General features: G+C 53.6%; 38 protein-coding genes. 21 read left to right on the top strand and 17 right to left on the bottom strand.

What is annotated here, in order from left to right; translation table 11 throughout:
- Positions 1–128 precede the first annotated feature (128 nt).
- From K2184_RS05055 to K2184_RS04995, 13 genes are all read right to left on the bottom strand, one after another.
- Positions 129–689 (bottom strand): phage virion morphogenesis protein, encoded by a 561-nt coding sequence (locus K2184_RS05055; RefSeq protein WP_016808580.1) that lies wholly within the window; start codon positions 687–689, stop codon positions 129–131.
- A 2-nt stretch (positions 690–691) separates the two neighbouring features.
- Entirely contained in the window at positions 692–1,909 is a 1,218-nt protein-coding gene (locus K2184_RS05050; protein WP_275880913.1) for a PBECR2 nuclease fold domain-containing protein, read from the bottom strand.
- The gene (locus K2184_RS05045) at positions 1,899–3,413 is read right to left on the bottom strand and encodes a DUF935 domain-containing protein (protein WP_275880912.1); all 1,515 of its coding nucleotides are present in this window, start codon (positions 3,411–3,413) and stop codon (positions 1,899–1,901) included. The genes K2184_RS05050 and K2184_RS05045 overlap by 11 nt, the downstream gene beginning before the upstream one ends.
- Positions 3,410–5,092: a hypothetical protein gene (locus tag K2184_RS05040; protein ID WP_275880911.1), complete on the bottom strand. Its 1,683-nt coding sequence runs from the start codon at positions 5,090–5,092 to the stop codon at positions 3,410–3,412. Before K2184_RS05040 ends, K2184_RS05045 begins: the two co-directional genes overlap by 4 nt.
- Positions 5,092–5,640, bottom strand: a complete 549-nt coding sequence (locus K2184_RS05035; protein ID WP_032742848.1) for a phage protein Gp27 family protein — start codon at positions 5,638–5,640, stop codon at positions 5,092–5,094. The genes K2184_RS05040 and K2184_RS05035 overlap by 1 nt, the downstream gene beginning before the upstream one ends.
- A 1-nt stretch (position 5,641) precedes the next feature.
- The gene (locus K2184_RS05030) at positions 5,642–5,938 is read right to left on the bottom strand and encodes a VpaChn25_0724 family phage protein (protein ID WP_016808585.1); all 297 of its coding nucleotides are present in this window, start codon (positions 5,936–5,938) and stop codon (positions 5,642–5,644) included.
- A 10-nt stretch (positions 5,939–5,948) separates the two neighbouring features.
- Entirely contained in the window at positions 5,949–6,251 is a 303-nt protein-coding gene (locus K2184_RS05025; protein ID WP_032742847.1) for a DUF2730 family protein, read from the bottom strand.
- Positions 6,238–6,441, bottom strand: a complete 204-nt coding sequence (locus tag K2184_RS05020) for a hypothetical protein (protein ID WP_419144187.1) — start codon at positions 6,439–6,441, stop codon at positions 6,238–6,240. Before K2184_RS05020 ends, K2184_RS05025 begins: the two co-directional genes overlap by 14 nt.
- Positions 6,356–6,805: a hypothetical protein gene (locus tag K2184_RS05015; RefSeq protein WP_050597413.1), complete on the bottom strand. Its 450-nt coding sequence runs from the start codon at positions 6,803–6,805 to the stop codon at positions 6,356–6,358. The genes K2184_RS05020 and K2184_RS05015 overlap by 86 nt, the downstream gene beginning before the upstream one ends.
- Positions 6,792–7,424: a transglycosylase SLT domain-containing protein gene (locus K2184_RS05010; RefSeq protein WP_065365725.1), complete on the bottom strand. Its 633-nt coding sequence runs from the start codon at positions 7,422–7,424 to the stop codon at positions 6,792–6,794. Before K2184_RS05010 ends, K2184_RS05015 begins: the two co-directional genes overlap by 14 nt.
- A 2-nt stretch (positions 7,425–7,426) precedes the next feature.
- Positions 7,427–7,807: a putative holin gene (locus tag K2184_RS05005; RefSeq protein ID WP_032742844.1), complete on the bottom strand. Its 381-nt coding sequence runs from the start codon at positions 7,805–7,807 to the stop codon at positions 7,427–7,429.
- A 129-nt stretch (positions 7,808–7,936) separates the two neighbouring features.
- Positions 7,937–8,497 (bottom strand): hypothetical protein, encoded by a 561-nt coding sequence (locus tag K2184_RS05000; RefSeq protein WP_032742842.1) that lies wholly within the window; start codon positions 8,495–8,497, stop codon positions 7,937–7,939.
- Between the two features lie 228 nt (positions 8,498–8,725).
- Positions 8,726–9,064 carry a hypothetical protein gene (locus K2184_RS04995; RefSeq protein WP_032742840.1) on the bottom strand — a complete coding sequence of 113 codons (339 nt, stop codon included), beginning with the start codon at positions 9,062–9,064 and terminating at the stop codon, positions 8,726–8,728.
- Positions 9,065–9,287: 223 nt separating this feature from the next.
- Here K2184_RS04995 and K2184_RS04990 point away from each other — a divergent pair, with 223 nt between their 5' ends.
- The gene (locus tag K2184_RS04990; protein WP_142473325.1) at positions 9,288–10,058 is read left to right on the top strand and encodes a DNA adenine methylase; all 771 of its coding nucleotides are present in this window, start codon (positions 9,288–9,290) and stop codon (positions 10,056–10,058) included.
- A gap of 62 nt (positions 10,059–10,120) precedes the next feature.
- Here K2184_RS04990 and K2184_RS04985 read toward each other — a convergent pair whose 3' ends face one another.
- On the bottom strand, positions 10,121–10,468 hold the full coding sequence (locus K2184_RS04985; protein ID WP_032742836.1) for a hypothetical protein: 348 nt from the start codon (positions 10,466–10,468) through the stop codon (positions 10,121–10,123).
- 141 nt (positions 10,469–10,609) lie between these two features.
- The gene (locus tag K2184_RS04980) at positions 10,610–10,966 is read right to left on the bottom strand and encodes a helix-turn-helix domain-containing protein (RefSeq protein ID WP_065810907.1); all 357 of its coding nucleotides are present in this window, start codon (positions 10,964–10,966) and stop codon (positions 10,610–10,612) included.
- Positions 10,967–11,059: 93 nt separating this feature from the next.
- On the opposite strand from K2184_RS04980, the gene K2184_RS04975 reads away from it, so the two are divergent.
- The 20 genes from K2184_RS04975 (at position 11,060) to cspE (ending at position 21,216) form a co-directional block, all read left to right on the top strand.
- The gene (locus tag K2184_RS04975) at positions 11,060–11,248 is read left to right on the top strand and encodes a DNA-binding protein (protein ID WP_032742834.1); all 189 of its coding nucleotides are present in this window, start codon (positions 11,060–11,062) and stop codon (positions 11,246–11,248) included.
- Between the two features lie 53 nt (positions 11,249–11,301).
- Positions 11,302–11,607, top strand: coding sequence for a helix-turn-helix domain-containing protein (locus tag K2184_RS04970; RefSeq protein ID WP_032742833.1), 306 nt, complete (start codon positions 11,302–11,304; stop codon positions 11,605–11,607).
- Positions 11,608–11,623: 16 nt separating this feature from the next.
- Positions 11,624–12,565: a hypothetical protein gene (locus K2184_RS04965; protein ID WP_032742832.1), complete on the top strand. Its 942-nt coding sequence runs from the start codon at positions 11,624–11,626 to the stop codon at positions 12,563–12,565.
- On the top strand, positions 12,558–13,037 hold the full coding sequence (locus tag K2184_RS04960; protein WP_050597411.1) for a hypothetical protein: 480 nt from the start codon (positions 12,558–12,560) through the stop codon (positions 13,035–13,037). Before K2184_RS04965 ends, K2184_RS04960 begins: the two co-directional genes overlap by 8 nt.
- A 10-nt stretch (positions 13,038–13,047) precedes the next feature.
- Positions 13,048–14,832: a DDE-type integrase/transposase/recombinase gene (locus tag K2184_RS04955; RefSeq protein ID WP_032742831.1), complete on the top strand. Its 1,785-nt coding sequence runs from the start codon at positions 13,048–13,050 to the stop codon at positions 14,830–14,832.
- 12 nt (positions 14,833–14,844) lie between these two features.
- Complete coding sequence (locus K2184_RS04950; protein WP_032742830.1) at positions 14,845–16,014, top strand: ExeA family protein; 1,170 nt, start codon at positions 14,845–14,847, stop codon at positions 16,012–16,014.
- Entirely contained in the window at positions 16,015–16,287 is a 273-nt protein-coding gene (locus K2184_RS04945; protein ID WP_032742827.1) for a hypothetical protein, read from the top strand.
- Between the two features lie 12 nt (positions 16,288–16,299).
- On the top strand, positions 16,300–16,515 hold the full coding sequence (locus tag K2184_RS04940) for a hypothetical protein (RefSeq protein WP_032742824.1): 216 nt from the start codon (positions 16,300–16,302) through the stop codon (positions 16,513–16,515).
- 16 nt (positions 16,516–16,531) lie between these two features.
- Positions 16,532–17,143, top strand: a complete 612-nt coding sequence (locus K2184_RS04935; protein ID WP_025712885.1) for a DUF3164 family protein — start codon at positions 16,532–16,534, stop codon at positions 17,141–17,143.
- A gap of 77 nt (positions 17,144–17,220) precedes the next feature.
- On the top strand, positions 17,221–17,406 hold the full coding sequence (locus tag K2184_RS04930; protein ID WP_025712886.1) for a hypothetical protein: 186 nt from the start codon (positions 17,221–17,223) through the stop codon (positions 17,404–17,406).
- Positions 17,407–17,601, top strand: coding sequence for a hypothetical protein (locus tag K2184_RS04925; protein WP_032742822.1), 195 nt, complete (start codon positions 17,407–17,409; stop codon positions 17,599–17,601).
- On the top strand, positions 17,591–18,313 hold the full coding sequence (locus K2184_RS04920) for a DUF2786 domain-containing protein (RefSeq protein ID WP_032742820.1): 723 nt from the start codon (positions 17,591–17,593) through the stop codon (positions 18,311–18,313). The genes K2184_RS04925 and K2184_RS04920 overlap by 11 nt, the downstream gene beginning before the upstream one ends.
- A complete protein-coding gene (locus K2184_RS04915) occupies positions 18,310–18,435 on the top strand; it encodes a hypothetical protein (RefSeq protein WP_260617827.1) in 126 nt (41 codons plus the stop codon). Before K2184_RS04920 ends, K2184_RS04915 begins: the two co-directional genes overlap by 4 nt.
- Positions 18,436–18,591: 156 nt before the next feature.
- Positions 18,592–18,840, top strand: a complete 249-nt coding sequence (locus K2184_RS04910) for a hypothetical protein (protein WP_071996501.1) — start codon at positions 18,592–18,594, stop codon at positions 18,838–18,840.
- On the top strand, positions 18,841–19,026 hold the full coding sequence (locus tag K2184_RS04905) for a hypothetical protein (protein WP_309599556.1): 186 nt from the start codon (positions 18,841–18,843) through the stop codon (positions 19,024–19,026).
- On the top strand, positions 19,023–19,547 hold the full coding sequence (locus K2184_RS04900; protein ID WP_315965855.1) for a hypothetical protein: 525 nt from the start codon (positions 19,023–19,025) through the stop codon (positions 19,545–19,547). The genes K2184_RS04905 and K2184_RS04900 overlap by 4 nt, the downstream gene beginning before the upstream one ends.
- Complete coding sequence (locus K2184_RS04895; RefSeq protein WP_275880910.1) at positions 19,548–19,982, top strand: gp16 family protein; 435 nt, start codon at positions 19,548–19,550, stop codon at positions 19,980–19,982.
- Between the two features lie 15 nt (positions 19,983–19,997).
- On the top strand, positions 19,998–20,360 hold the full coding sequence (locus K2184_RS04890) for a Mor transcription activator family protein (RefSeq protein WP_025712890.1): 363 nt from the start codon (positions 19,998–20,000) through the stop codon (positions 20,358–20,360).
- 131 nt (positions 20,361–20,491) lie between these two features.
- Positions 20,492–20,743: an HTH-type transcriptional regulator gene (locus K2184_RS04885; protein WP_439237723.1), complete on the top strand. Its 252-nt coding sequence runs from the start codon at positions 20,492–20,494 to the stop codon at positions 20,741–20,743.
- A 260-nt stretch (positions 20,744–21,003) separates the two neighbouring features.
- Positions 21,004–21,216, top strand: a complete 213-nt coding sequence (gene cspE / locus K2184_RS04880) for a transcription antiterminator/RNA stability regulator CspE (RefSeq protein ID WP_000014594.1) — start codon at positions 21,004–21,006, stop codon at positions 21,214–21,216.
- 96 nt (positions 21,217–21,312) lie between these two features.
- Here cspE and K2184_RS04875 read toward each other — a convergent pair whose 3' ends face one another.
- Both K2184_RS04875 and hokA read right to left on the bottom strand, forming a co-directional pair.
- The gene (locus K2184_RS04875; RefSeq protein WP_163524754.1) at positions 21,313–22,932 is read right to left on the bottom strand and encodes an ATP-binding cassette domain-containing protein; all 1,620 of its coding nucleotides are present in this window, start codon (positions 22,930–22,932) and stop codon (positions 21,313–21,315) included.
- A gap of 303 nt (positions 22,933–23,235) precedes the next feature.
- Positions 23,236–23,388, bottom strand: coding sequence for a type I toxin-antitoxin system toxin HokA (gene hokA / locus K2184_RS04870; RefSeq protein ID WP_004106778.1), 153 nt, complete (start codon positions 23,386–23,388; stop codon positions 23,236–23,238).
- Between the last annotated feature and the right edge of the window lie 282 nt (positions 23,389–23,670).

Here is a 23,670-nt window from a genome sequence, read left to right as displayed (position 1 = left end):
GCCAGCGCAGGGGAGGAAAAGGGCCGGGAACCGTATTAAAACGTATTATAATACGGGTCACCAGCGTGGATTGCGTCATCGTAGCAAGGCGACCACCAGAACGCGTTACAGGGCGTCTGACGGCGACATCAGTTAAACGCCCCCTGCAGGTAGTTTTTTGCCATATCGATAAGGGTTTCCCCTTCCGCTTTTGACACACCCAGCCACTTTCTGGCGGGGATCGTGATTTTGTAGGCCGGAATGGTGTGCCACTGTGAGTAGTTTGATTTCGACTTTCGGACGAACTGGCTGGCAACCTTGCCGCTTTTCTTCTGCCGGTAATACGCCTGCTGGCTACGGGCGGCGATTTCGATGGTCCCGCCAAACTGGTGAATGGCACCGTAGATCCGGTTCGTACCGAACAGCAGCTCATCGGCATTCACCTGCCAGCGGAGGGTATTCCGCAGATAGCCGTCGCGGGTGAGAACCTTGTCCGCATTTTTCCGCTTACGCTTCTGGTACCGGGCCGACAGCTCCTGCCACGGTACGCCCTCCGGCGATGTCTGCTCCGTGAAACGCTGCTGGTGAAACTCCAGCAGGCGCTCTCCCATTGAACGCAGCAGCGGTGCCGGGCGCATCATTTCGGTCCGGGCATCCCACAGTCGGCTCAGCGCATCCTGAGCATCAAACGTCAGCGTCACACCCGACATCGTCAGTCCTCCCGCGACCACAGGCTGATACCCTGTCGCAGTGACTGCAGCAGCGTATCGTCAGTTGAAATATTTCCGGCCCAGCCATCGCGCCCGGTCGCGAACACCACCGACAGCGGGTCCGCTTCACCTTCCTGCTGCAGGCGTGCCAGGTAATAGCGCCTCACCAGCGACTGCTGCTCTTCCGGCAACCAGACGATCTGCGCCCATATTTCATCGGGGTGACGGACAGCCTCGGCCAGCTGAAGTGCCTGCGCCAGCGTCAGGGATATCTGACCCTTACCCTCTGGTGACACGAACATGTCGCTGCCAATGGCAATGCGCTGTCCCGTCGGGTCCTGGAATGCTGCATCGTGATCAGCGGTCGCGCCAAACAGCTTCAGGAAGGCGTCCACCGCGTCAGTATCGCCTTCGGGCACCGGAGCCGGACGGGGCGCAGGCAGCGGTTCCGCTGTGGCTGGCGCTTCCGCCACCGGGGTGAACGGTCCGTCGCCGACCGGGTTACTGCTCCTGGGCGGTGGCACCTCGCTGAAATACCGGCTGCGGCCCGGGGTATGCTCAAAGCCCGGGTCAATCCCCTCCGGCACAATAACGGTCCTCGGGCCACCCGGGCTGCGCTGGCCAATCACGCGGGCAATGAATTTAATCGGAGGCGCAGTATCCGGGCCGTCTTTGCCCATGCGTCGCAGGTCGTCTTCGGTGCGGGCAATCACACTGCACTGACAGCCCCAGGCATTGATCGGGAAATGGTAAATCCACCAGGGGTCATCTGCCCGCAGCACCATACCGTTCCAGCCCAGATGCTCCTGGCGGGGATGCTCCACTGCCTCGCTGTGGACATACTCCCAGTACGGATGGGTGTCGCGCATGTCCATCAGCTGCTGGTAGCGCCCGGCCATGTAAGCGCTGCGCAGGTTCGTTTCGTAAATAGTGCGGGAGCGCCACTCAAAGCCGCCGTTATAACTCCAGCCATACCGCGCAACGATGGCCGCAAAGTCCTTGCGGAAGGTTTCCAGCGTACCACCGTCAAGACTTTTCTCGACTGCGGTACGCAGGTCTGCCAGCAGGGCATCGCGGCTGGCTCCGGCAACCATAAACTCATTGTCATGCGCGGAGCCATAGACGTCTGTCCAGGCATCGGTCTTTGTACTGAACTTGCGACGGAAGAAGGCGATCTGCTCGCTGAACGGCAGCGAGCCATAGCTGACGTTACCGGCCATTCATTTCCTCCAGCAGATCGTTGCGTCCTGCCAGGGCGGCAGCGGACATGGCTTCGCCCAGAATACGGGCATAGTCATCAAGCGACATATCGGGTATCAGCGCCGTCAGGCCGTCACGCAGCTCGTCGGCGGTCTCTGCTGAGTCGACCAGCGCTTTTATCTGATTGATCCAGCCGTCCATGACCGGGCGCAGTTCGGTATTGAGGCGACCGGCCATCAGTTTGGACGTGTCGTTATGGTCCGGGTCATGTTCCGCGAATGACGATGGCGCAGCGCCCCGGGGAACGGATACTGGTTCAGGCTTCTGCTCCCACTCGCCACCATAGGTCTCTTTAATGGTGGCCAGCGTCGGACGATAGCCGGTGGTCTCGCTGATGGTTTTGTCGCGCTCAGCCCGGTCTTTCAGGTCTTCCGCCTCTTCGAAGACACGGGACACCACCGGCACTGCGGCATCGGGGAAATTAAAATCGGTAAACCATTTCCCCGGCCCCCGGTTCCAGGACTCGCAGATAACATCCGCATCGGCCTTGACAATGGAGTCCAGCACCTTGTCCTGCAGGGACTCGTTACCACCGATACCTTTTGCCGCGCCACCTGAGCTGGATATCTGACCCACCGTCACGCGGCGGATGGCCTCATTCATCGCGTTGTACATCGACTGATAGTCAGCGGCACCGGAACGGGCAGCAGACATCAGTTCGACACTCATCCCCTCGGGCATAATGACGCCACTGTCGGTCGAAATGGCCCGGGTCAGCGCCAGCAGGTTACGTTTCTGCTCCTGAGTCGCTCCTTCGGGGTGTTTCCCGGCGACGGTCGGCATTCCGAACTTATCCAGGAAAATCAGCCAGAACTTGATATCGTTGCGCTTGAAGAACGTCGGCCAGTACAGCCAGTGCGCCAGTCCCAGACCATAGGGCTCATCGTCATGATCTGCGCCGGTGGAAAATGACCAGAAATACGGCCCCTCGCAGGGCTCACCGGCCATCATATTCTGTGGGGTCAGCAGGCGCAGTTCGCCTTTCGGGCTGAAACGGAAGCGGCGACGGTCGCGGACCTTAATGTCGTCAATCCACAGTAAATTATCCCGGACACCATAAATCAGCTCTGACACCGCATAGCCATAGAACACGCCATAGTGCATCAGGCGGGTGATGCGGTCGAAGCCCAGCGCGTCTATCTGCTGGCGCATGGCGTCTGCGGCCTCGATATCCACCGGGCGCTCGCCTCCGGCCTCGACCTTAATCTCACGGGATATCAGCGCATCCTGCCGCTGGCTGAAGGCTGACTTGACCTCATCGTCACTCAGTACCTCGCGGTAAATCTTCAGGTCAGGTGCGCCGCGATGCTGCAGAACGCTGTCATCGGATAATGCCAGCGCACCAATCCACGGGCGGGTGATATCGCGCCCGTCACCGGTCGAGGCAAACTCGCGCCCCAGTTCAGGACGCGGTGTGGATGAGGGTTTTGATGGCATCTGTCTTTTTTGTTTTTTGCGACTCACAGGTATCCTCCAAAGTCATTAATGCCACGCACGGTACCGAACCCGGTGTCTGTGAATTCACCGGCGCTGCTGCTGTCGCCGAAGCCTGACAGCACGCGGAAAATATCGCGCTCACCGGTGGACTCAAACGCTATCTCAGTGGCCAGATTCAGGGCGGCATAGTTCGCCAGACAACCGGCAATGGCCGTATCGCCGTGACGCACCAGTTCGGGGTCTTTGAGGTCTTTTTTCTCCAGACTGGCGACCATTGGCACGCCATCTATGTTTTCCACGGCCCGCAGGTCCTGTGCGGTGTTCTCATCGCGTGGCAGGATGATCATGCTGTCCTCAAACAGGCCGGTGAATTTCGGCATCCAGAAGCCATACCACTTGCGGTTCAGGCTAATCTCCGCGATACGCGGGCGACCATAGCGGTCGGCGGTATACTCGGCCAGTACCATCCCCGGCCCGGTGGCATCCATCGCGCCGCCTGACTGGCGGGGAAGATGCTCGATGATCCAGAACAAAATCTGCTGCTGCAGCGCTGAGGGCACGTTGTTCAGCTCCAGCAGGAACGGGACATCGCGGCACAGGTTCTGCATGATGGCCATCGGTACGATGGAGGAAAAGTGACGGTGGCGGGCGAAGTCCATACCAAACACGTGACGCAGCTCCGGGTTCAGAGTCTCTGCCATCACCGGGCGCAGCTCCCTGTCAATCCAGTCATTACCCCATGACGCGCGCTCTGCCTCGGTCATATGGATAAAGTCATCATCAAGCGCGAGACGTATGACTGGCCGTTCCTCCGGCATGGCCCGCTCGATCCAGACACCGGGAATACAGATACCGTTACCGTCACGCGGTATGGCGTCCAGCTCCTCGCGCATCGCCGCTTTACGCGGGCCATAGGCGTTACGGATGCGGTTATACCAGGTCTTTTTCCCTTCGACGGTTGCCGCTTCGCCTTTCATCGCGCAGACCCGCTCAAAAAGGCCATTGGCGACAGCATCATCAAAGGTCACGGTAAATACGGCGGCGTCATTGCCATAGCGGCCCGCTTCAATATCGTTACAGAACTGACAGAACGGGTTGTTCTTGCCGTTATGGGAACTGATGATAACGATACGCCCGCCCCAGATAAGCAGTGCCGTCGCTGCATCCAGTACGCCCTGTACATCCTGGTGGAATGCCGCTTCGTCGATAACCACCACGCCCTGCAGACCACGGATGTTGGCTGGCCTGGACGAGAGCGCAGCAACCTGGAACCCGCTGGCAAAGCGGACCCGATAGGCCGCAATCATCCGGGTGTTGCCCTGTTCGTCCTGGTCCTCGAAGAGAAACTCCTCGATGGCAGAGACGTCCTGTGCCTGCTGTGCTGCGATGACGCGGGCGAACTTGGCCACGTAGCCGATGAATTCCAGCCCTTTCTCTTTGGTATCACCGATGTAGTAGACGTTGTCGCCGCCAGCGGCTTTCTGCGCCCCGGCTATCAGGGTCGAGTTAAGCCCCCAGGCAAAGGTGATACCGGTACGCCGCCCCTTCGGGATAGCCAGAATAGAGACGTCATACTTAAGGCATTCGACCTGGTGGGCCATCAGCACGCCGTCGGCAAACGGGTTGAAGCCGAACGGGATTTCCCTGGCCCGCGCCGGAAGTTCGTCCCATTCGACGGTACGGATGGTGGACGTTAATGGTTTCATCACTTGATCCCCAGCACGCGCTCACGCCAGAACTGCACCTGGTCTTCGCTTAACCCCTGCGCTCTGGCCGTCTCTTTCAGGTTCTCTTCCTGCTCGCGCAGCAGCCGCTCACGGGCGGCACGCTCAATCTCGCGGCGCTCATCGAGGCTGGCCTTACGCGACTGCAGAACGTCTTTTGCTGCCCGGGCGAGATGGCGCACCGTGTCGATATCCGGATCTTCTTCCTGCTGAGCGTTAAAGGCGGCGTGGGTGGTGAGCGTGGTGACGGCCTGAACCATCAGGGCACCGGCGCGTTCGTCTGGGTTCTCACCCAGCTCACTGACCAGCAGGCGGGCCATCTGGTCCTGCTGGCGCATCCTCTCAACCAGCTGGCCAAAGTTCTGTTTGTAGCGACCCAGCGCACTGCGGCTGGGTGCGTCCTCGCCCGGGAAGTGTTCGTTGATATCGGCCAGCAGCTCATCCAGCGTCATACGGTCTTCCCGCAGACGGCGCTCGATATGGGCGCGGACGTCAGGCTCCAGACGGTGAATCGTGGACTTTCTTCCCATATCAGCCCCCCGCGCCGGGACGCTTCACGCCAGGCACAATCGCCCGACCCGCAGCCACATCAGCGCCGCGTTCGGTCAGGCGGGCAACCAGCACCGTCCCGATATCTTCAACTGTCACCAGACCCTGCTCTTCAAGCCAGCGCAGCTCTGATTTAATCTGATCGCGGCTGGGGGCGTGGCCATAGCGGGTCAGTGCCTGGTAAATGACTGAACTGTTGGAGCTATAGCTCGGCATTTCGGATAAAAAACGCAGCATGACGAGGCGCTGGTCCTCACGCAAAAAACTGGCAAAGTTCATGGGTCCTCCGTTATTTCTTCTGCAGCAGATAGGCTTCAATATTCTCAGTACGACGATAGGTGGCCGCTATCTGCTCCTGCATCCCGTGCATCTGGGCTTCAGTACGGCTCAGTTTTGCGATGAGTTCGGTGATTTGCGACTGCGTTGGCACCGATTTAATCTGCGCCTCAACGGTGGTGATGCGGGTGCGCAGCTCCAGCAATTCCTTCTGACTGGCGGACTGGCGACCAATCAGCCAGGTATAGACACCGACCACCGCCATCACTGCCCATTGCAAAAATGCCCAGTCGAATCTCAGTTCATTTATTCCCACAGTTACCCTCCTGGGCACACTTGATGACTTCAACCAGTTGACCGGCGCACAGGCCGTACTGGTCATATAACTGCTTCTGAGCCACCGCGAGATCGTCCATGCTGCTACTTGCCGGAAACACCGGACGAGGACATGGTACGGTCATCCTCGCGGGTAAGACCCGAGGAAGCGGCTGTTGCTGCTCTCTCACGGGCTCCGGCGAGTTCCTGCATGACGTCAGCATCAAACCTGCAACCAGCACGGCTGGCAGCGTTCTTTTTGAGAGCCTCACGAATGGCCTCCGTGGATTTTTCATCCGCCTGCTGGCGGGCGTTAATTTGTTGTGCCAGTAAGCTGCTGGCCTGATTCGCCTGCGCAGTCAGTTGCCTGGCCCCGTCGATAAACTGATTCAGGGAGTCGGCGGCCTGCTGAGTCTTCTGATTCGCAACCTCAATTCGCACATCCGCTTCCCCGCGTTCGTATCCCTGATGCCAGATAAACCAGACCGATCCCAGTATCAGCGCTGCCCACAACAGATAACGGGCGATCACTTTCAGCCACTCAGTCGACGTCATGGCACTCTCCCGGTCCCCAGCCCGCCGCCAGATAGCGCGGTTGCCAGGTGTAGATGATTTTCAGGGGATAGCCCCGGTTCTCGCGAAAGTTGGCTGCGCTCCGGCCCGCATTCACCTTTTCGACCTGGTTCCAGTAACGACTGGCATCCAGCCCGCGACTGGTGGCCAGCTTCCGGTCTTTCTGGACCCAGCCCAGACCGCCGTTATAGGCCGACAGCGCAAAAGCCATGCGGTCACAGTCGCTGGCGGTACCCGGGATACGCTGCCAGTGCCAGCGGTTGTACCGCACCAACGCCCGCATGGCCCACGACGGGTTGTATGGCTGATGGTCTTTCAACTGGTCGGGGTAAATACCGGCAATCCAGCTGGCGGTGGCAGGCATAAACTGTGCCAGCCCCTGCGCTCCGACCGGAGAACGGGCGCGGGCGTTCCACTGTGATTCCTGATGGATTTGGGCGGCAAAGGTGGATACAGGGGCATTAAGCCCCCAGACAACGCGCGCATTACGGGTCAGCTCGCGCTGGTATTGCCGGGCCTCAACCGGAATGCTGGCCGCAAAGACCGGGTGACAACCACTCAGCAGGCAAAGCAGGATGAGGGACAGCGCGAGTCGGATCATCGTCAGAGCCCCATTGTCACGCCGAGGCAGATCGCCGCGACAATTAGCGCCCGGCGAATCAGTACCACAGCGAAGATCAGCTCATAGCCTTTTGCGACGGGATATTCAGGTCCACTGAAATACTCAACACCACTGAACTTGCTAACTTGCCTAGTGTTTTGCTTTTTCCAGTCGTTAGCCAGGTACCCACCCGGGCTGGCATATGGGAACAGAGCCCGATCAAGGTGGTAGCCGAGAATGGCAGCGATGGAAACCAGAGACAGTTTGTACAGCGTGACGCCGAGCTGTTCGGGCGAAATGAGGGCGATAGCGGCCAGCAGCGCAACGGCAAGGATGATCCAGTTGCGCAGCCGCTGGTGACGGACCTTGTGAAGTAACGACATGAGGTGACTCCTGAAGATGAATGTGCCCGTGGGCTAAATAGATCAGGAGATAGTGTGTGTCAGAATGGGGTGCAGAGTAATTTGCCCCCGGGCAGAAAAAAGCCCGACAGATATCGGGCTTCCTGAAGGTTAATTCTGTTGTTGAGGTGTATTACCTATTTTCTTCAGTTGATCGCTGTGAACGTCAATAAAAGGAGCCATCTTACGCTGGAACCAGCCGATGTTTACCATTTCTGATTTCGGATAGTTCATTGCACGAAGCTGCTCGTTATAACACAACGCATCCAACACGCGGAGAACCGGTGGCTCATCCATTTCGATGGTCAGGCGCTTATCTGTGAATTCAGCAATGTTTTCCTCCGAGGGTTCGGTTTTCATCATCGCCTTCTCGATCTCTACAAATTGACGTGCCAGATCGAAGTGAAGTCGAGCCCTCTGAGAAGACCCCAACACCAGATTAATAGCTGATAGACCAGTCACCAACCCAAGGGCAACAAGTGCCACGGTTTTCCACGATTGTTCGAGTACCCCGTAAATGGCTGTTGAACCCAGCATCACGGATAACATATTGCTGACTTGATCTAACCTGTCGTAAAACGCCCGACGACGGTTGTGATATCTTACAGAACGACGGATATCAAACAGCAAGTGATGCCATTTTTTGGTGATGTTATCTTGTGCTTCCTCCATTTTTATCCCCTTTTGTTGGAAGTGGGTCCGGTGGAGCGAATGTGTTCGATATTACAATACCATCACGGATATCGCCAAAGTCAGTTGGTCGCTTGTCCTTATGGCTTTCTGTTATTGGGCCGGAGGGTCTTTGAGGCCTGCCATTAGATGGTTTTTGTTTTGATTTATCATTCATTTTAAATTTCCCCTATCAGGTATTGTTTGTCACTCCGAGCTGATAACACGCCTCTATTGGTCTTCTTTAAGCTCTCTAGCGGCCTTAGCTTGTTCGCTCCACTGCTCAACGGCTCCCTTTAGGGATTTTTTGAAAGCCTTGACTATATCCTCACGTTTGAAAGCATCACTTTTTTCGTAACGTGCAATCATCTGTTGTTCAAGACCATCACTTACAAAGTGCTCCCACAGCCGCTCTATTTTCTCTGGTGATGGATGGGCTATCAGTTGACAAGTCAGAAAGCCATGCAACACCTCGTCTCTGGCTCTGACTGCAAATAGCTCAGCTTCAAGAGCACAAACTCTGTTTGTTAAAGCATCAAAGGCTTCCTGTATATCTACCTTTTCATTCATCTAACAGCTCCCCAACGTATTCCGCCCAAGGGCAGATGACTCTTGCTGTGTGTTTAAGAAAAAATATTGGCACTCTTTAGAAAGAGCGGCCTGCAGGATGCGCAAACATCCTGCAGGCCAGTAACACACAGCATGTACCTGTGAGTCACATCATGGCTCAGTCCGTCTCGCGAGACAGATTCAGCCTACTGCATTTTCATTCAATGAAAAAGGCTTACAGAATATGAAATCTCAGTTTTTGCCAGTATTACCGTGGATGGGGGGTAAACGCCGCCTGGCCAGACACCTTCTTCCGTTATTTCCGTCACACACCTGCTACGTGGAGCCGTTCTGTGGCGCAGCGGCGCTGTACTTCATGAAAGAGCCCAGCAAGGTTGAGGTCATCAATGATATTCACGGCGAGCTGATCAATCTCTACCGTGTGATCAAGCATCACCTTGATGAGTTTGTCCGGCAGTTCAGATGGGCGCTGGTCAGTCGCCAGATATACCGATGGATGAAGGATACCCCGGAAGAAACACTGACCGACATTCAACGGGCGGCCCGCTTCTTCTACCTGCAGAAACAGGCTTTTGGCGGTAAGGTGGCCGATCATACCTTTGGCACCACTACCACCAGCGCACCACGCCTTAATCTGCTACGCATCGAAGAGGAACTGTCGCTTGCTCACCTGCGACTTTCCAGAACCACGATTGAGCATCTGGACTGGGCTGCCTGCATTAAGCGGTATGACCGTCCCCATACGCTTTTTTACTGTGATCCGCCGTACCTGAAAACGGAGGGGTATGGGGTTGAATTTGGGCTAGATGAATATGTGCGCATGGCGGAACTGGCACGAACCATCAGCGGGAAAATGGTTATTTCGGTGAACGATATCGAGGAAATGAGGGAAACCTTTGCCGGGCTGCGGCTTCAGACGGTCGATATCCGCTACAACCTGCAGACAACGGGTAAAGCTGAACTCAAGCGAGAGCTAATTATCTGCAATTTCTAATCATATCCTGAAGAGAATGGCCGATATCGGCCATTCTGACCCTAGTTCAATTACTCTGCGTTCTATGTGTTTGAGGGCGTTTTGGACACACCTGGAGTACAGCCATTTTTTACCCTAAGTAGTTGCAGTTGTGACAGTCGGGTGTTTGCACTCTCAAGAGCACTATTTTTTTCCATAGTATTGCCGATGCCAAAATCACCCAAAAAGGAAAGAACTGAACGACCATCGAACTGACTTTCTTTATCAACATGTTGCAGAAAACCATGAACTTTGGCTTCCTCTAACTCTATTTCACGGCAAGACATAGTCTCCTTCTCATACTGAGTAAGTTCACCTTGTCGACCATAATTCTTTGTTGAACACCCAGTCACTAAAACCAAAGCAACTGCACTACCCCAGAGATAACGCATATTTATTCCTTACTTTGCTGTGCTAGTGGGGCAAATCAGCCCCAAAGACATCCCCGTCGCTCAATTATTACTATCGGGTGACGTTTTATTTTTCAGATAGTCAGCAATGCTCACCACATTACTTTTCCCAAACTCTCATTACTAGCTTGCGAACTTGCTTGGTTTTGGTTGTGCAAGCCCTTTACCGACCTCAAGAATCGCCCTCCGTTGCTCTGGTGTCATCCCATCGAATGCATCCAGTAACTCTTTTTTTTCTGGAGACATCACCTGCACCTCCTTTACAGAATGATCATTGCTCACTCCTGTGAGCAACCATGTTATATCAACGCCGAACTCCTGATGTATCCGTAGGAGGAAATCTCCGCCAGGCATAGCTTTACCATTTTCAATTTGGCTAATGCCTCCATTGGATATCCCCAGGCGAGCGGCAAAATCACGCTGGTTTAATCCAGCTTGTTTTCGAATAGAAATCACTCTCTCACCCACAGAAATGCTCATAAAAATGAATCTCGACATTGATATGCTCAAAATAATGAGCAATAATCTAACACACATAAGGCAAACATCATTGCATCAATAAAGGGGACAACGATGACTGCAGAACAAGTCAAAGCACTCTTTCGCCAGCGAGGGGTCACTTTCACCCAGTGGGCTGAAGAGCATGGCTACTCCCGGAACGAGGTCTACAGGGTTCTCAACGGCCAGACCAAAGCCAACTACGGTAAATCGCACGAGATCGCCGTCAAGTTGGGCCTCAAATCCGGCAACGTTGCAGCCTGAAATACCTGCAATAAGTGTAACAGTGTTTCGTATATAGAAAAGAGGTATGTGACATGAACAAGGTAATCACATCCACATCCGGTGGTCGCATCCTGCGGGTGCTCAAGGCGCTTAAAGGTGCCTCACTAACAGGCCGCTCCAACAGCGAGCTTGCTAAAGCACTGGACGAATCACCGGCCAATATCAACCGCGCCCTCAATACCCTTATTGAAGAAGGATTGGCCCAGAAGCTGGACAATGGTCGTTTCGCTCTGAGCGTTCAGCTTCTGCAAATTGCCCTTGCTCACAGCAATGAAATGGCTCGCGCTCAGGGCCGCATTGATGAGATGAACCAGCGCATCGTCTCTGGTAGCCACTAATTAAGGAAAGACACAAATGGCACGTACCAAATCGCAACCTGCTGAACTAATACCGGACGTCGCGTTAAATCCAGAACTTGAGGCCACCCAGAACCTGATAGCCACGGTCAGCAGCCAGATGAATGACGAACGTGACCTGCTGAACCAGCTACTGGGTCAGGCTCAGATGGCGGGTGCTTTCGAAGATTTTTCCCGCACGGTGCGGACTTCTAAACTGGCTTTTGTTAAGGAAAACAAGCTGTACCGGAATTTAAAGGATGCAAAAAATCCGCACGGTGCGGAAAAACTATCTGGAACTTGGGAAGAGTTTTGCGGCTTGCTGGGCAGGTCTGTTGATCAAGTAGACAGAGATATTGCCAATCTTACCGCCTTCGGCGAAGAAGCCCTGGAATCCATGTCCCGCATGGGCATCGGCTACCGCGAGCTGCGCCAGTTCCGTCGCCTGCCGGAAGACCAGAAAAGCGCCCTGATCGAAGTGGCCAAAGAAGGCGACAAAACCGCGCTGCTTGAGCTGGCCGAAGAGATGATTTCCAAACATGCCCGCGAGAAGGAAGAGCTGAAGACCGACCTTGAAATCAGTCGCCAGATGCTGGCCGAGAAAAAAGAAGAACTCGGCACGATGCGCAATGAAAAAGAGGAGCTGAAATCCCGCCTGGTTCGCCGCACCACCACTGAAACACCGGACGAAGAAGGCGTGGCGCTTGAGACGGAAGTCACTGGCTTTAAAAGCGGGGTTCTCAGCGCATTCTTTGACCTTAAAAGCGGTTTCAACGCGCTGACCGAGCACACCGAACGCACCGGCATCAACCATACCGGCATGATGGCGGGCCTGCTTGATGACCTTCAGGCGCAGTTTGAAGAGCTGCGTCAGGAATTCAGCCTGCCGGAAGCCCGCGAGACCAGCGTGATACCGGACTGGGTAAAAGAAGCACAGCAAGAGGATGAAAACAATGCGTAAAACGACGGATGTTATTGATTCACCTGAAGCGCTGGGCGCTGCCCTGTGCCGCCATGTACCCGATATGGCCAACGGTTTCACCATCACCACTCGCGACAGCCAGCTGCAGCTGATCGTAACTGCTGAAGATACCAGACCCTTCATGGCGGCGATGGAACGTCTGCTGAAGGGAAAAATTCGCCAGATCCAGCGTGGGCATCAGGAGCGCGTTCTGGATGAAAGGTGGGCTCAGATTGAGGCAACTAACCAGATCTTTGCCGAGCAGGTCAGACGAGAAGACAAGACTGTAGCTAACAACCTGCAGATCATCGAGCGGATTAAAAGTGGTGGTGAAAGACTGAACGAGCTGGCAATCAAACAAATCGTCCAAATTAGTTTTCCCACGTTGACATCCGAAGAATGGGAACGCATCGACCAGATTATTCGGGCGGCGGCGTTACGCAAAAATACTGAGTCCACGACCAGTATCTGAGGGGGCAGTGATGAATCCAGTCCTTACTCAGCGACTCGTCGCCATTGCCGAAGCGGCCAGTGCTGCCGGTCATGGCAACAAAGAAGCGGTGTATCAGGCCGCCTGCGAGGAATTGTGTATGTCACGTGCGACATTGCTCAAAAAACTGAATGCCGTCCGCCTGCAGAAGCCGAGAAAACAACGCTCTGATGCTGGTGATTCCGCGCTGACCCGCGAGGAGGCGATGACCATTTCCGGCACTCTGATGGAAACCATTCGCGGGACGGGCAAACGTACCCTCAGCGTGGAAAAAGCCATCAACAGCCTGCGCGATAACGGTCTGATCGTCAGCGGCAGGCTTGATGAGACCACCGGTGAGATTGTGCCGCTGTCGGCCAGCGCCATTATCCGCGCCCTGCGCCAGTACCGCCTGCACCCTGACCAGCTGCGGGCACCGGCTCCGGCAGTGCAGCTGGCCAGCCGCCACCCGAACCACGTCTGGCAGCTGGATGCGTCTATCTGCGTGCTTTATTACCTCAAGAACCCGGCCAAAGGGGTTAAAGGTGATACCGGACTGCGCATCATGGATGAGAAAGAGTTCAACAAAAATAAACCTGCCAACGTGGCCAAAGTCGTCAATGACCGCGTCTGGTCTTTTGAAGGAACCGACCACACCACCGGGTGGATCTACCTGGAGTACCGGTTCGGTGGCGAAACCACCGAGAACTTCACCTCGGTGCTCATCAATATGATGCAGGAACGCGGCGGCGCTGACGTGCTGCACGGAGTACCGAAGGTGCTGTTCACCGACCCCGGCGCAGCCCTGAAGTCTCCCACGATGGGCAACCTGTGCCAGGCGCTGGGTATCAGGCTGATTGCACACAAAGCCCGCAATGCCCGGGCCACCGGCTCGGTGGAAAAGGCACGTGACATTCTGGAACGGGATTTCGAACACGGCCTGCGCTTCTGCCGGGTGGAAAGCATCGACGAACTGAACCGCCTGGCGCGTCTGTGGCGGATGAAGTTCAACCGCACGGCCATTCACAGCCGTTACGGCATGGCCCGCACGGATAAATGGTTGCTGATCACCGAAGAACAGCTGGTCAAGGCCCCCTCTGTTGAGGTCTGCCGGGAAGCCGCGGTGTCAGCGCCGGTCAGCTGTAAGGTGGACAGCTTTGTCCGGGTACGTTTCCGGGGGCGGCAGTACGACGTTTCCGCTGTGCCGGGTGTCTGTGTGAATGACCGCGTGATGGTAGCCCGCAACCTCTACCGTGACGATCAGGCTCAGGTCGTGATGACCGGCGAGGACGGGCTGAAATCGTTCTTCCTGGTTGACGAGGTGCAGAAAGACGAACACGGCTTTGCTGTTGATGCCCCGGTTATTGGTGAGAGCTTCAAACCGCTGCCCCAGACCGTTGCCCAGCAGCATCTTAATGAAGTTGAGCAGCACGTCTTCGGCACGGCCAGTAAGGAAGAAACCGAGGCTGCGAGAAAAGGCAAAGCCCTGCCGTTCGGGGGGCGTTTCAACCCATATCTCGATATTGAGCGCGACGATCACCCGACCTACCTGCCAAAACGCGGCCAGGAAAGTCAGGTTCGAGGCCCGCGCATCGAGCAGCGTCCGTTATCCCATGTTGAGGCGGCTAAATTGCTGCGTGAGCGCCTGACGGCGGCTGGCCATAACTGGTTCCCGGAACACTACGCGCAGCTGGTCAGTCGCTTTCCTGAAGGCGTTCCGGCAGAAGATATTGACGCCATTGCGAAGGAACTGGCCGGGAACAAAGCGCCACGACTCAGTATCGTTAACGGCCATTAACGGGAGGCACCCATGCTGGTACTGAAAGACCTGATGAAACAGCACGGTATTGAACAGACGGAAGTCGCTGCAGCTGCAGCTGTTTCGCAGCCCGCCGTTTCACAGCTGATTAACCACGGCATCTGGCCGAAGCGTCGCCCTGAAGAAGTGCGGCAGAAGATTATGACATTCCTGGCATCACGCGGGCTCGGGGAGGAATTATCCCGGGCGTTTGATGAGGTACTGGCGGCGGAACCCGCCAGTACCTCCGTCCCGCAACAGGCAAATAACGAAGAGGACGAAAATATGTTACTGGCAAAACAGGTATTAAATCCAGTCACCAAAAAGCAATTCGGCATTTTCCGTGACCCGTTCGCGGATGACGCCATGCAGAGTTCAGAGGACGTGTTCACCACGCCGGATATTCGCTACGTCCGCGAGGCACTGTATCAGACAGCCCGTTTTGGTGGATTTATGGCTGTTATCGGGGAATCCGGCGCGGGGAAAAGCACACTGCGCCGTGACCTGATTGAGCGTATCCACCGTGAAAATGCGCCAGCCATCGTCATTGAGCCCTACATCATCGCGATGGAGGACAACGACAACAAAGGCAAGACTCTGAAAGCGGCCAGTATCGCCGAAGCCATCATTAACACCATCGCACCACTGGAGAACGTCAAACGCAGTCAGGAGGCCCGCTTTCGCCAGTTACACCGCGTGCTGAAGGACTCCAGCAACGCCGGTTACAGCCACGTTCTGGTGATTGAGGAGGCACATTCACTGCCGCTTCCCACGCTGAAGCACCTGAAACGCTTCTTTGAGCTGGAGCATGGCTTTAAAAAACTGCTGTCCATCGTGCTGATTGGCCAGCCGGAACTGGCGATGAAACTGTCTGAACGCAACCAGGAAGTCCGTGAGGTGGTTCAGCGCTGTGAAGTGGTTGAACTGCTGCCGCTGGACACAGAACTGGAGCGCTTTCTGAAGTTCAAATTCGAACGTGCCGGAAAACCAATAACTGATGTGCTGGATAACACCGCTGTCGATGCCATCCGTGCCCGCCTCAGTAACAATATCGGCGGTCGCAGAGGGGTTGTCAGCCTGTTATATCCTCTGGCGGTCAGCAATCTGGTGATTGCAGCCATGAATATGGCGGCGCAGCTCGGTGTTCCAGTTGTTAATGCCGACGTTATTAAGGCGGTTTAAATGAAAACAATACCGAACGTTAATAAACAGCTGGCTGATTTGATGAATGCCATTGCGGCACTCAATGCAATGAATACGCCTGTCACCAGCATCATGATTTATTCAGGAAAGCCGGTTATTCGTGTTTCTCGCGACAGTCCGTGCGTCAGTCATTTCAGGGGGAAAAAGTCGGGTTATACCATGACAGGTATTGACCATCAGGGGCGTTACCGTCAGGGGGAAGTTGAGATGTATGGTTGCAGGGTTATCTGGTCAGAGTCATTACTTCACTGAAGGGAAAATATAATGGCAATAAAGATAGAGATTTTAATCGCGCTGACGCCAGAAGGATTTATCTATTGCAAAATGACCGGCGCAAATACAAAAGACGCGAGTGAAAGTGAGCTGGCGACGCTTGAGTCATTAAAGCCCGTTGTAAATGAATCTGTTCTCAACAAACTGAAACAGAGCGGATATCGGGTTGCAGCTGATTATCTGCAGCCTTCCGGCAAATCACATTAAACACTGAGGTCATATTATGACGACAATTAATCAGGACGAATACATGAAAGACCGTAAAGGTCGCCTGGTTCCGATAAGCCAGATTTCTGATTACGATCTGGCAATGGACAGTTTTGTCCGGGAACAGGTTTCTGCTGCAAAGATAAAGCGTGATGAACTCAGCGAGTTTAAACGTCGCGCCTTTGATGAATGTTATGCCTGGCTTGACCTTGTGGCTGAAAAATATGGCAGAACTCGCGGCGGCGCAAAGGGTAATGTGACATTCAGCAGCTTTGACGGTAGCGAGCAAATCACTATTCGTGTACAGGAAACGCTGACGTTCGGGCCGGAGCTACAGATTGCTAAAGATCTGTTTGATGAATGCGTCACTGAATGGTCGAAAGATGCCAATGTTAACCTGCGGGCTATTGTGAGCGATGCTTTCCAGGTTGATAAAGAGGGACAGCTTAACACCGGGCGTATTCTCTCCCTGCGAAGGGTAAAAATCCAGGATGAGCGCTGGATTAAGGCAATGGATGCGATATCGGAATCGCTGCAGGTGGCCATGTCCAAAACCTATATTAATTTCCGGGAGAAAGATAAGTCCGGGAAGCTGGTTAATATACCGTTAGATATCGCTGCTATTTAATTTATTTCTCCATTTCTTTTTAATCCGGCGTCAGTGCCGTGGGATTCTGCACGCCGGATTTAGCAATAGGACTATTTATGCTGACATTAGCCGGTTTTATTTTACTGGTATCAGCCTGCGGAACAGATGCCTGTGACGCACTGCCTGTTACTGAAGATATCTATCTGAATAAGCAGTCCTGCGAACTGGTCGCAGACGTCATTCATGAGCGCTCACCGGGCGCTTTATTGATTTGTGGGGAAGTCTGGCGGGAGGAAGAATAAATGTCTCTGTTATGCAAACGTTGCGACAACCCGGTCGATGATCTGGATTTTGAGCAAGCGACCATTATGGAAAGTTTTGATGGTACGTGGTGTATCGACCTGATTCTGAAATGCCCTCACTGCGGACTTTCCTATAACGCTTTTGTCCCCACAGCTGAATTACAACCTCTGACTGGTGATGAAAATGACAAATGAAACTGAAAAGTACCTGGCAAAAATCAAAAAGCTTCTGAATCTGGCCCGTCGCAGTTCGAATTCTCATGAAGCGGCCACTGCGCTCAATCAGGCGCAGGCATTGATGCGTAAGCACAAGCTGAGCCAGAATGATATCGATCTGATGGATATCACCAGCAAGGCCAGTAAAGGTGCGCCATCCCATGCACAAAGCATCCCCCGTTATATGACGTTTCTGGGCCAGTTAATTTGCCGTGCTATGGGTGTTAACTGCTATTACTCTTTCCGCCGCAACTATATGAACAGCCAGAACCAAAATACCGTCATTTTTTATGGTCCTGACGAACGTCCGGAAATCGCTGCTTATGCCTTCGACGTTCTTTCCCGACAGATGGTAAAAGCCCGACGCACCTTTATTGGTTCTCTGCGTAAAAATATTAAGCCAGCCACCAAAACAGCCCGCGCCGACCAGTTCTGCGAAGGATGGGCCGAAGGCGCATATCAGGCTATAGAGCCATTTATGGTAACGGAAACCGAAAAAACATTGATGGCAAATTTCCTGGCAAAGATGAAGAAAGAGCAGGATTTATCCGATCTGAAACCCCGTGAAGCTAAAAAATGTCGTGGTGATCAGGATGCAGCGGAAGCGGGATTTAACGAGGGATTAAAAGCTCGTTTAAATCACGGTGTTTCCGGTAAAGATTCATCCCTTTCTCTGGAGTACAAACCATGAAATTAACCATCGGCAACATTCGTTTATTGCTCGTGCTGGGCTGTATCGTCTTCTGGGTGGCTGTTGCATTTATTTGTTACCCCGCCGTTACTTCAGCCTGGGATTACTTTCATAAGCCGTAAGAGGGTTCCACATATGAATAAAAAACTCATCGCTGAAGCCTCCCGGTTTCAGTCATCACATGAGCGTAAAGGATTCTGGTGGTTAATTATTGGCACGTTAACCGCAGCCTTAACGCTCTTTATTCTTTTCAATTTCCAGTAACAGAGGTGAAATTCATGAAGAGTAAACCGCCAAGGCAGCTTTATAAATGGGACTGGGCTCGGGTAAAACTTGCCAGGCCAGCAGGAAACATGATGGCATCTTTGCCTACCGGTACTGAGGGGGAAGTAAGAAAACGAGGCCGTGGTCTGGAATTTACTTCTGATGCATGTGAGTGCTGTGGTGTTCAGGTGCGAATATCGAGAATGAGCCGCGATGATTTTGAGCTTATTGAGTTGGCTGAACAATTCAAAAGTGAGGGCTGAATGATGTGGATTCTAATTATCTGGATGTTCGGGAGTTACAGCTATTCAGAAGCTAAACCGACAATAACAACTCAGGAATTTAATACAGAATCAGCCTGCCGTGCTGCGTTTGCCAAAATTAAAGAGCTTAACGGTGGTGAGCTAGCGCTGCGTGGTGTGTGTACGCCCAAAGGAGCCAACCAATGACCAGCAAATTAACCATAACCAGAGAGCAGTTAACAAATTGGGTTTCACAGCTTGATAGTGATGGTGGCTGTGATGCAACTGATCGCCAGTTAGAAGCTCTGATTCGTCAGTCGCTGGCGACAATGGACAGCGAGCCTGTGGCGTACATCGATAAACAGTGGATGTTGGTCTATTACGTTCCACCAATGAGTTTGGGGCTAAAAATTGGCGATAATTTATATCGCCAGGGACAACCAGCTCGGGATAGTTGCGCGATTGCCGATATTATCGCTGAACGTCAACGGCAGCAGTCTGTAGAGGGATTTTCGACAGAGCAGGATGATACGTATGTTGGTTGCCAACTGGCGGCAGCTGCAATCTGTTATATCGAACCGATGGAGGCGATGAGTTATTGGCCCGCTGACTGGCATGACGACAGTTTCAAGCCGACAAACGAGCGACGGAATCTAGTAAAAGCAGGCGCACTCATTATCGCTGAAATTGAGCGTATCGACCGCAAATCAAATGGGAGGACTGAATAAATGACCCGTTCCCAGCTGATTAAAATCATCCATGTGGCAAAGCGCGAGCTATGCATGGATGAGGATACTTACCGCCAGTTGCTGAATACCTACGCTGGCATTGAATCCACGCGTGAAATGAATATCGGGCAACTGAACCAGATCCTCGATGCGATGAAGAAAATCGGGTTCAAGGTCCGGACCCAGAAGAAAGAGAAGCTGACGGCCACCGACGACCAGTCGAAGAAAATTCGGTCGCTGTGGCTTGAAATGGCTGACGAAGGTTTTATTCGTGACTGCTCCGAACGGGCAATCAACGTCTATGTGCACCGCATAACCGGCATCAGCCGCCTTGACTGGCTCAATACTCGGGCAGCAAGCCGTGTGATTGAGACACTGAAGCAGTGGCAGACTCGCGAACGTAAGGCGCAGGAAACCCTGCAGAGTGTAAAGTGATGTCGGGAGGTCACCATGACAACACCAATGGAGCATAAGCGGCATAAACTGCTGTCTGAGGTTGCTGACCATGTCACCGAGACAGGCGTTGATTACGGTTTGTCATCCGAGCAGGCTGAACAATTGGGGCTGGCTGTGGCAGATTTTCTGGCATCTCACTTTGGCGGGCAAAACTTCACTTTTCCTCGTGACTACGCGTATAAACTATCTCTACGCGATATGCAGATTTATGAAGAGTTCCGGGGGAATAACTGGGCTGAGCTAAGTACGAAATATGGCATTACTGAACGGGGGTTACGCAAGCTGATTCACCGTGTACACAAACAAGTGATGGCTCACCGTCAACCACAGCTGTTTTCCTTCGGTGATAACGAGTAAAATAATGGGCAGATGAAGAAATTTCTCTGCCCGATTTCTTTTTCACTGTATGTAATAGTTTTACAGTAACCATCCCAATAAATCCCCGGGACAACCACAGAATCCCACAATTATCTCGCTTATCCCTGTTCATTTATCTCACTTCTAATCATCAGGCTCAGGCGGCCTCCCTGACGCGTAAGCCCGCCGCATGCATTGAATTTGACCAGCTACGCAAAGGTACCGGGCTGAAAATAGATGATTTTGCCAACGCCATGGGCGTCAGCGTAGCAATGGTACAAGAGTGGGAGTCAAGACGCGTACGGCCTTCGCCCACGGAGCTTAAGCTGATGCGCCTGATACAGGCCAATCCGCAGCTTTCAAGACAGCTTATTGATTCATAATTTTAGCGTTTATAGGTTTCGGCTAGCGGTCCTGCTAAAGGACCGTTTTCAAGCCAACGAAAAAAAAGTTTGCTATCACGACGTGAAAATGCGTTAATGCTCGCAGGTTTGAAGTAAAGACCACAGAGCATTCGAATAGAGCAGTCCTTCAAAGGTTATCCGTTGATACCCCGGTAGTGAACTTTCCCTTTATCGCTTTAAATCTGTAGTCCAGACCGTAACGCCGCAAGGCTCATTTATTTTTTTAAAGGTAATTCACTATGTCCGGTAAAATGACTGGTATCGTAAAATGGTTCAACGCTGACAAAGGCTTTGGCTTCATCACTCCTGACGATGGTTCTAAAGACGTGTTCGTACACTTCTCTGCTATCCAGAACGATGGCTATAAATCTCTGGACGAAGGTCAGAAAGTTTCCTTCACCATCGAAAGCGGCGCTAAAGGCCCGGCAGCTGGCAACGTAACCAGCCTGTAAGCTTAAAAAGCTCAAAATTCTAAGTCCCTGCCATACGGCGGGGATTTTTTTTATTTTCAGCGTAGTTCACCGCCATCGTAAATGGCGGTTTTTCTTTTATAGCCTCTCAAAGCACCAGCCATCTTCCCGCCATGTCAGACTGTGGGTCAGCTTCAGCGCCTGCAAGAAAGCTTCATCATGCGAGACCACCAGCATCGCACCGGGAAACCGGGCCAGCGCTTTTTCAATCGCCTGAGTGGATGCCAAATCGAGATGATTCGTGGGCTCGTCCAGCAGCAGAAGCTGCGTGGCATCACGCCGCCAGAGTACGCAGGCCAGCGCCGCCTTCAATCTCTCGCCTCCGCTCAGTGCCGATAGCGGCAGATCGACTTTATCCGCCCCCAGCTGTAGCTGCGCCAGCTGGCTACGCAACGCGCCTTCTTTTAAGGGCGTATCGCCGAGGTTCAGGTGCTTCATAACCGATAATGACAGGTCCAGTTGGGTCAGATGCTGGTCCAGATACGCCACGTTAACCGATAAGCGGCAGCGTCCAGCGATCGGCAGCTCCAGACCCAGCAGCGTTTTCAGCAACGTGGTTTTACCGCAGCCGTTGGGACCACGCAGCGCCACCCGCATTGGCCCATCCATCCGCCAGCTCAGCGGTGCCAACATCGTATGCGCCAACCGCACCGCATCCAGTTCCAGCACCTGTTTTCCCGGGGCTATCCGGTTGCCAGGTAACGTAAACATCACCGGGCTCTCCTCTTCCACTCTCTCCCGCGCCTGTACTACCGCGTTGTTAAGGGCGCCATTTTGCTGTCGATGCTGGCGCTGCAGGCTGCCGGGACGTTCTTTTGCTGCGCCTTTCCAGGCAACCCGCTCGAATGACGCGATATTTAGCGTATCGACGGTGCGTAACGTTTGCGCGGAACGCCGCTGGCAGGCATCGTGCTCTTTGTGCATCCGTGCGCGGGTACGGCGCCGTTCAGCGACGGCATGATCCAGCGCGGAGCGAGCCGCCTGCTGTTCCAGCTCACGCTGCTGCTGATAATCCGCATAGTTGCCGCCGTAGCGACGCAAAGTCGCAGGCGTCAGCTCAAGGATACGCGGCATGACCGCTAATAACTCCCGGTCATGGCTGGCAATTAGCGCCCCGCCGCGCCATTGTTTAAGCTGCTGATACAGCCACTCGCGTCCCGGACGGTCGAGATGGTTGGTGGGTTCATCAAGCAGAAGAAAATCGGCGCCGGACAGGAATGCCCCGCAAAGCTGCGCCTTCACTCTTTCACCGCCGCTCAGCGAAGGGGCGGGCCGTGCAGGAGAAAATGTACCTAAGCCAGCCGCAAGAAACGCCGTATCCAGACGATCCGGGAGATCCCAAAAACCATCAAGACGTTCAAGATCGTCACTTCGTCCCTCCCCTCGATCAAGGCGAGCGAGAGCAGCGAAAATGGACTCCAGGCCCAGCAATTCCGCCAGCGTCATCTCTGAAGCCCTATCCCGCAGCTGAGCAACGTAGCTCACGGAAACCATGCGCTCGATGTGGCCGCTCGACGGCGTGTCATGGCCCGCCAGCAAGCGTAAAAGCCGGGTTTTACCGACGCCGTTGCGCCCGACAAGGCCGCAAAGAGAGGAGTCCAGCGATAAATTCAGCGGACCAAAAAGGGTATCTCCTGTCGCAAAGTGACAGGTGACCTGATGCAAAATAAAAGAGGGGATCTGGGCACAATGAGCCATAAGCACTCCTGAATGAAATCAATACTTCCCCTGCTCGCCAATAGCGCTAAGCAAGGCATGAGATTCATCAGTCGTGTTTGTTCATTTGGCGCGTGCTCTCCAGTAAGACGAGGGATTCGTCGGGCCATAGGATAGCCACACCCTGATATGAATTTCAAGCCTGTTTTTTCACCGGATGGCAAAACGGTAAAAAAAAGCCTCCTGAAAACAGGAGGCAAATTATTTATTTGATGAAAAAAACAGGGTGCCTTGAGAATGCTTCACGCCGTAAGAATGGCGGGGATCGCTCTCCGCCACCGTCTCTTACGTTTTAATCCCACAGGCTAAGAACGCCACCAGCTCAATATTCCCCTGTCTGAGCTGTAATTCACACAGCGAATCACGCACCATCCAGGTAAATAATAAAATAGTGAAGCAAATCACTATTAAGCTAAACAACAGATACTTTTGCGGCATTCCTCGCCTCCCGTGTTGATTTTCAACAGGTAAGAGGCTACTCTTATGGTGTTGATGCATAGGGGAGCCTCACTTTGATTTATCATCAGGTGGGGCTTTTCTCTGTCTGTCTCCCGCTGAACGCCTGAGACAAACAGTCTCAAGCACCCGTCAGCATTCTACCGTAAATATCTGACCAGATTACGTTGGCATATTCCTAAAATAATTCCTGGCAATCAATGCAAATTAAATAAATATTATTCAGAGAATTATTAACGGTTCATTTATTTATATTCCATGCAT

The sequence above is a fragment of the Klebsiella sp. K5-306 genome, assembly GCF_051835185.1.
Classification (GTDB): domain Bacteria; phylum Pseudomonadota; class Gammaproteobacteria; order Enterobacterales; family Enterobacteriaceae; genus Klebsiella; species Klebsiella oxytoca.
The sequence above is the reverse complement of the archived record's forward strand: the minus strand, read 5'-3'. Positions and strand labels throughout refer to the sequence as shown.

Coding starts and splice junctions, on each gene's coding strand:
- K2184_RS05040 (WP_275880911.1), bottom strand. CDS start 5,092: ATGAAACCATTAACGTCCACCATCCGTACCGTCGAATGGGACGAACTT.
- K2184_RS04940 (WP_032742824.1), top strand. CDS start 16,300: ATGGCAATAAAGATAGAGATTTTAATCGCGCTGACGCCAGAAGGATTT.
- K2184_RS04965 (WP_032742832.1), top strand. CDS start 11,624: ATGGCACGTACCAAATCGCAACCTGCTGAACTAATACCGGACGTCGCG.
- K2184_RS04960 (WP_050597411.1), top strand. CDS start 12,558: ATGCGTAAAACGACGGATGTTATTGATTCACCTGAAGCGCTGGGCGCT.
- K2184_RS04970 (WP_032742833.1), top strand. CDS start 11,302: ATGAACAAGGTAATCACATCCACATCCGGTGGTCGCATCCTGCGGGTG.
- K2184_RS04920 (WP_032742820.1), top strand. CDS start 17,591: ATGACAAATGAAACTGAAAAGTACCTGGCAAAAATCAAAAAGCTTCTG.
- K2184_RS04875 (WP_163524754.1), bottom strand. CDS start 22,932: ATGGCTCATTGTGCCCAGATCCCCTCTTTTATTTTGCATCAGGTCACC.
- hokA (WP_004106778.1), bottom strand. CDS start 23,388: ATGCCGCAAAAGTATCTGTTGTTTAGCTTAATAGTGATTTGCTTCACT.
- K2184_RS04890 (WP_025712890.1), top strand. CDS start 19,998: ATGACAACACCAATGGAGCATAAGCGGCATAAACTGCTGTCTGAGGTT.
- K2184_RS04985 (WP_032742836.1), bottom strand. CDS start 10,468: ATGCGTTATCTCTGGGGTAGTGCAGTTGCTTTGGTTTTAGTGACTGGG.
- K2184_RS04975 (WP_032742834.1), top strand. CDS start 11,060: ATGACTGCAGAACAAGTCAAAGCACTCTTTCGCCAGCGAGGGGTCACT.
- K2184_RS05005 (WP_032742844.1), bottom strand. CDS start 7,807: ATGTCGTTACTTCACAAGGTCCGTCACCAGCGGCTGCGCAACTGGATC.
- K2184_RS04895 (WP_275880910.1), top strand. CDS start 19,548: ATGACCCGTTCCCAGCTGATTAAAATCATCCATGTGGCAAAGCGCGAG.
- K2184_RS05055 (WP_016808580.1), bottom strand. CDS start 689: ATGTCGGGTGTGACGCTGACGTTTGATGCTCAGGATGCGCTGAGCCGA.
- K2184_RS05030 (WP_016808585.1), bottom strand. CDS start 5,938: ATGAACTTTGCCAGTTTTTTGCGTGAGGACCAGCGCCTCGTCATGCTG.
- K2184_RS04950 (WP_032742830.1), top strand. CDS start 14,845: ATGCTGGTACTGAAAGACCTGATGAAACAGCACGGTATTGAACAGACG.
- K2184_RS04910 (WP_071996501.1), top strand. CDS start 18,592: ATGAAGAGTAAACCGCCAAGGCAGCTTTATAAATGGGACTGGGCTCGG.
- K2184_RS04930 (WP_025712886.1), top strand. CDS start 17,221: ATGCTGACATTAGCCGGTTTTATTTTACTGGTATCAGCCTGCGGAACA.
- K2184_RS04995 (WP_032742840.1), bottom strand. CDS start 9,064: ATGAATGAAAAGGTAGATATACAGGAAGCCTTTGATGCTTTAACAAAC.
- K2184_RS04900 (WP_315965855.1), top strand. CDS start 19,023: ATGACCAGCAAATTAACCATAACCAGAGAGCAGTTAACAAATTGGGTT.
- K2184_RS04935 (WP_025712885.1), top strand. CDS start 16,532: ATGACGACAATTAATCAGGACGAATACATGAAAGACCGTAAAGGTCGC.
- K2184_RS05050 (WP_275880913.1), bottom strand. CDS start 1,909: ATGGCCGGTAACGTCAGCTATGGCTCGCTGCCGTTCAGCGAGCAGATC.
- K2184_RS04955 (WP_032742831.1), top strand. CDS start 13,048: ATGAATCCAGTCCTTACTCAGCGACTCGTCGCCATTGCCGAAGCGGCC.
- cspE (WP_000014594.1), top strand. CDS start 21,004: ATGTCCGGTAAAATGACTGGTATCGTAAAATGGTTCAACGCTGACAAA.
- K2184_RS04945 (WP_032742827.1), top strand. CDS start 16,015: ATGAAAACAATACCGAACGTTAATAAACAGCTGGCTGATTTGATGAAT.
- K2184_RS04915 (WP_260617827.1), top strand. CDS start 18,310: ATGAAATTAACCATCGGCAACATTCGTTTATTGCTCGTGCTGGGCTGT.
- K2184_RS05035 (WP_032742848.1), bottom strand. CDS start 5,640: ATGGGAAGAAAGTCCACGATTCACCGTCTGGAGCCTGACGTCCGCGCC.
- K2184_RS04980 (WP_065810907.1), bottom strand. CDS start 10,966: ATGAGCATTTCTGTGGGTGAGAGAGTGATTTCTATTCGAAAACAAGCT.
- K2184_RS05010 (WP_065365725.1), bottom strand. CDS start 7,424: ATGATCCGACTCGCGCTGTCCCTCATCCTGCTTTGCCTGCTGAGTGGT.
- K2184_RS04905 (WP_309599556.1), top strand. CDS start 18,841: ATGATGTGGATTCTAATTATCTGGATGTTCGGGAGTTACAGCTATTCA.
- K2184_RS04925 (WP_032742822.1), top strand. CDS start 17,407: ATGTCTCTGTTATGCAAACGTTGCGACAACCCGGTCGATGATCTGGAT.
- K2184_RS05000 (WP_032742842.1), bottom strand. CDS start 8,497: ATGGAGGAAGCACAAGATAACATCACCAAAAAATGGCATCACTTGCTG.
- K2184_RS04990 (WP_142473325.1), top strand. CDS start 9,288: ATGAAATCTCAGTTTTTGCCAGTATTACCGTGGATGGGGGGTAAACGC.
- K2184_RS05015 (WP_050597413.1), bottom strand. CDS start 6,805: ATGACGTCGACTGAGTGGCTGAAAGTGATCGCCCGTTATCTGTTGTGG.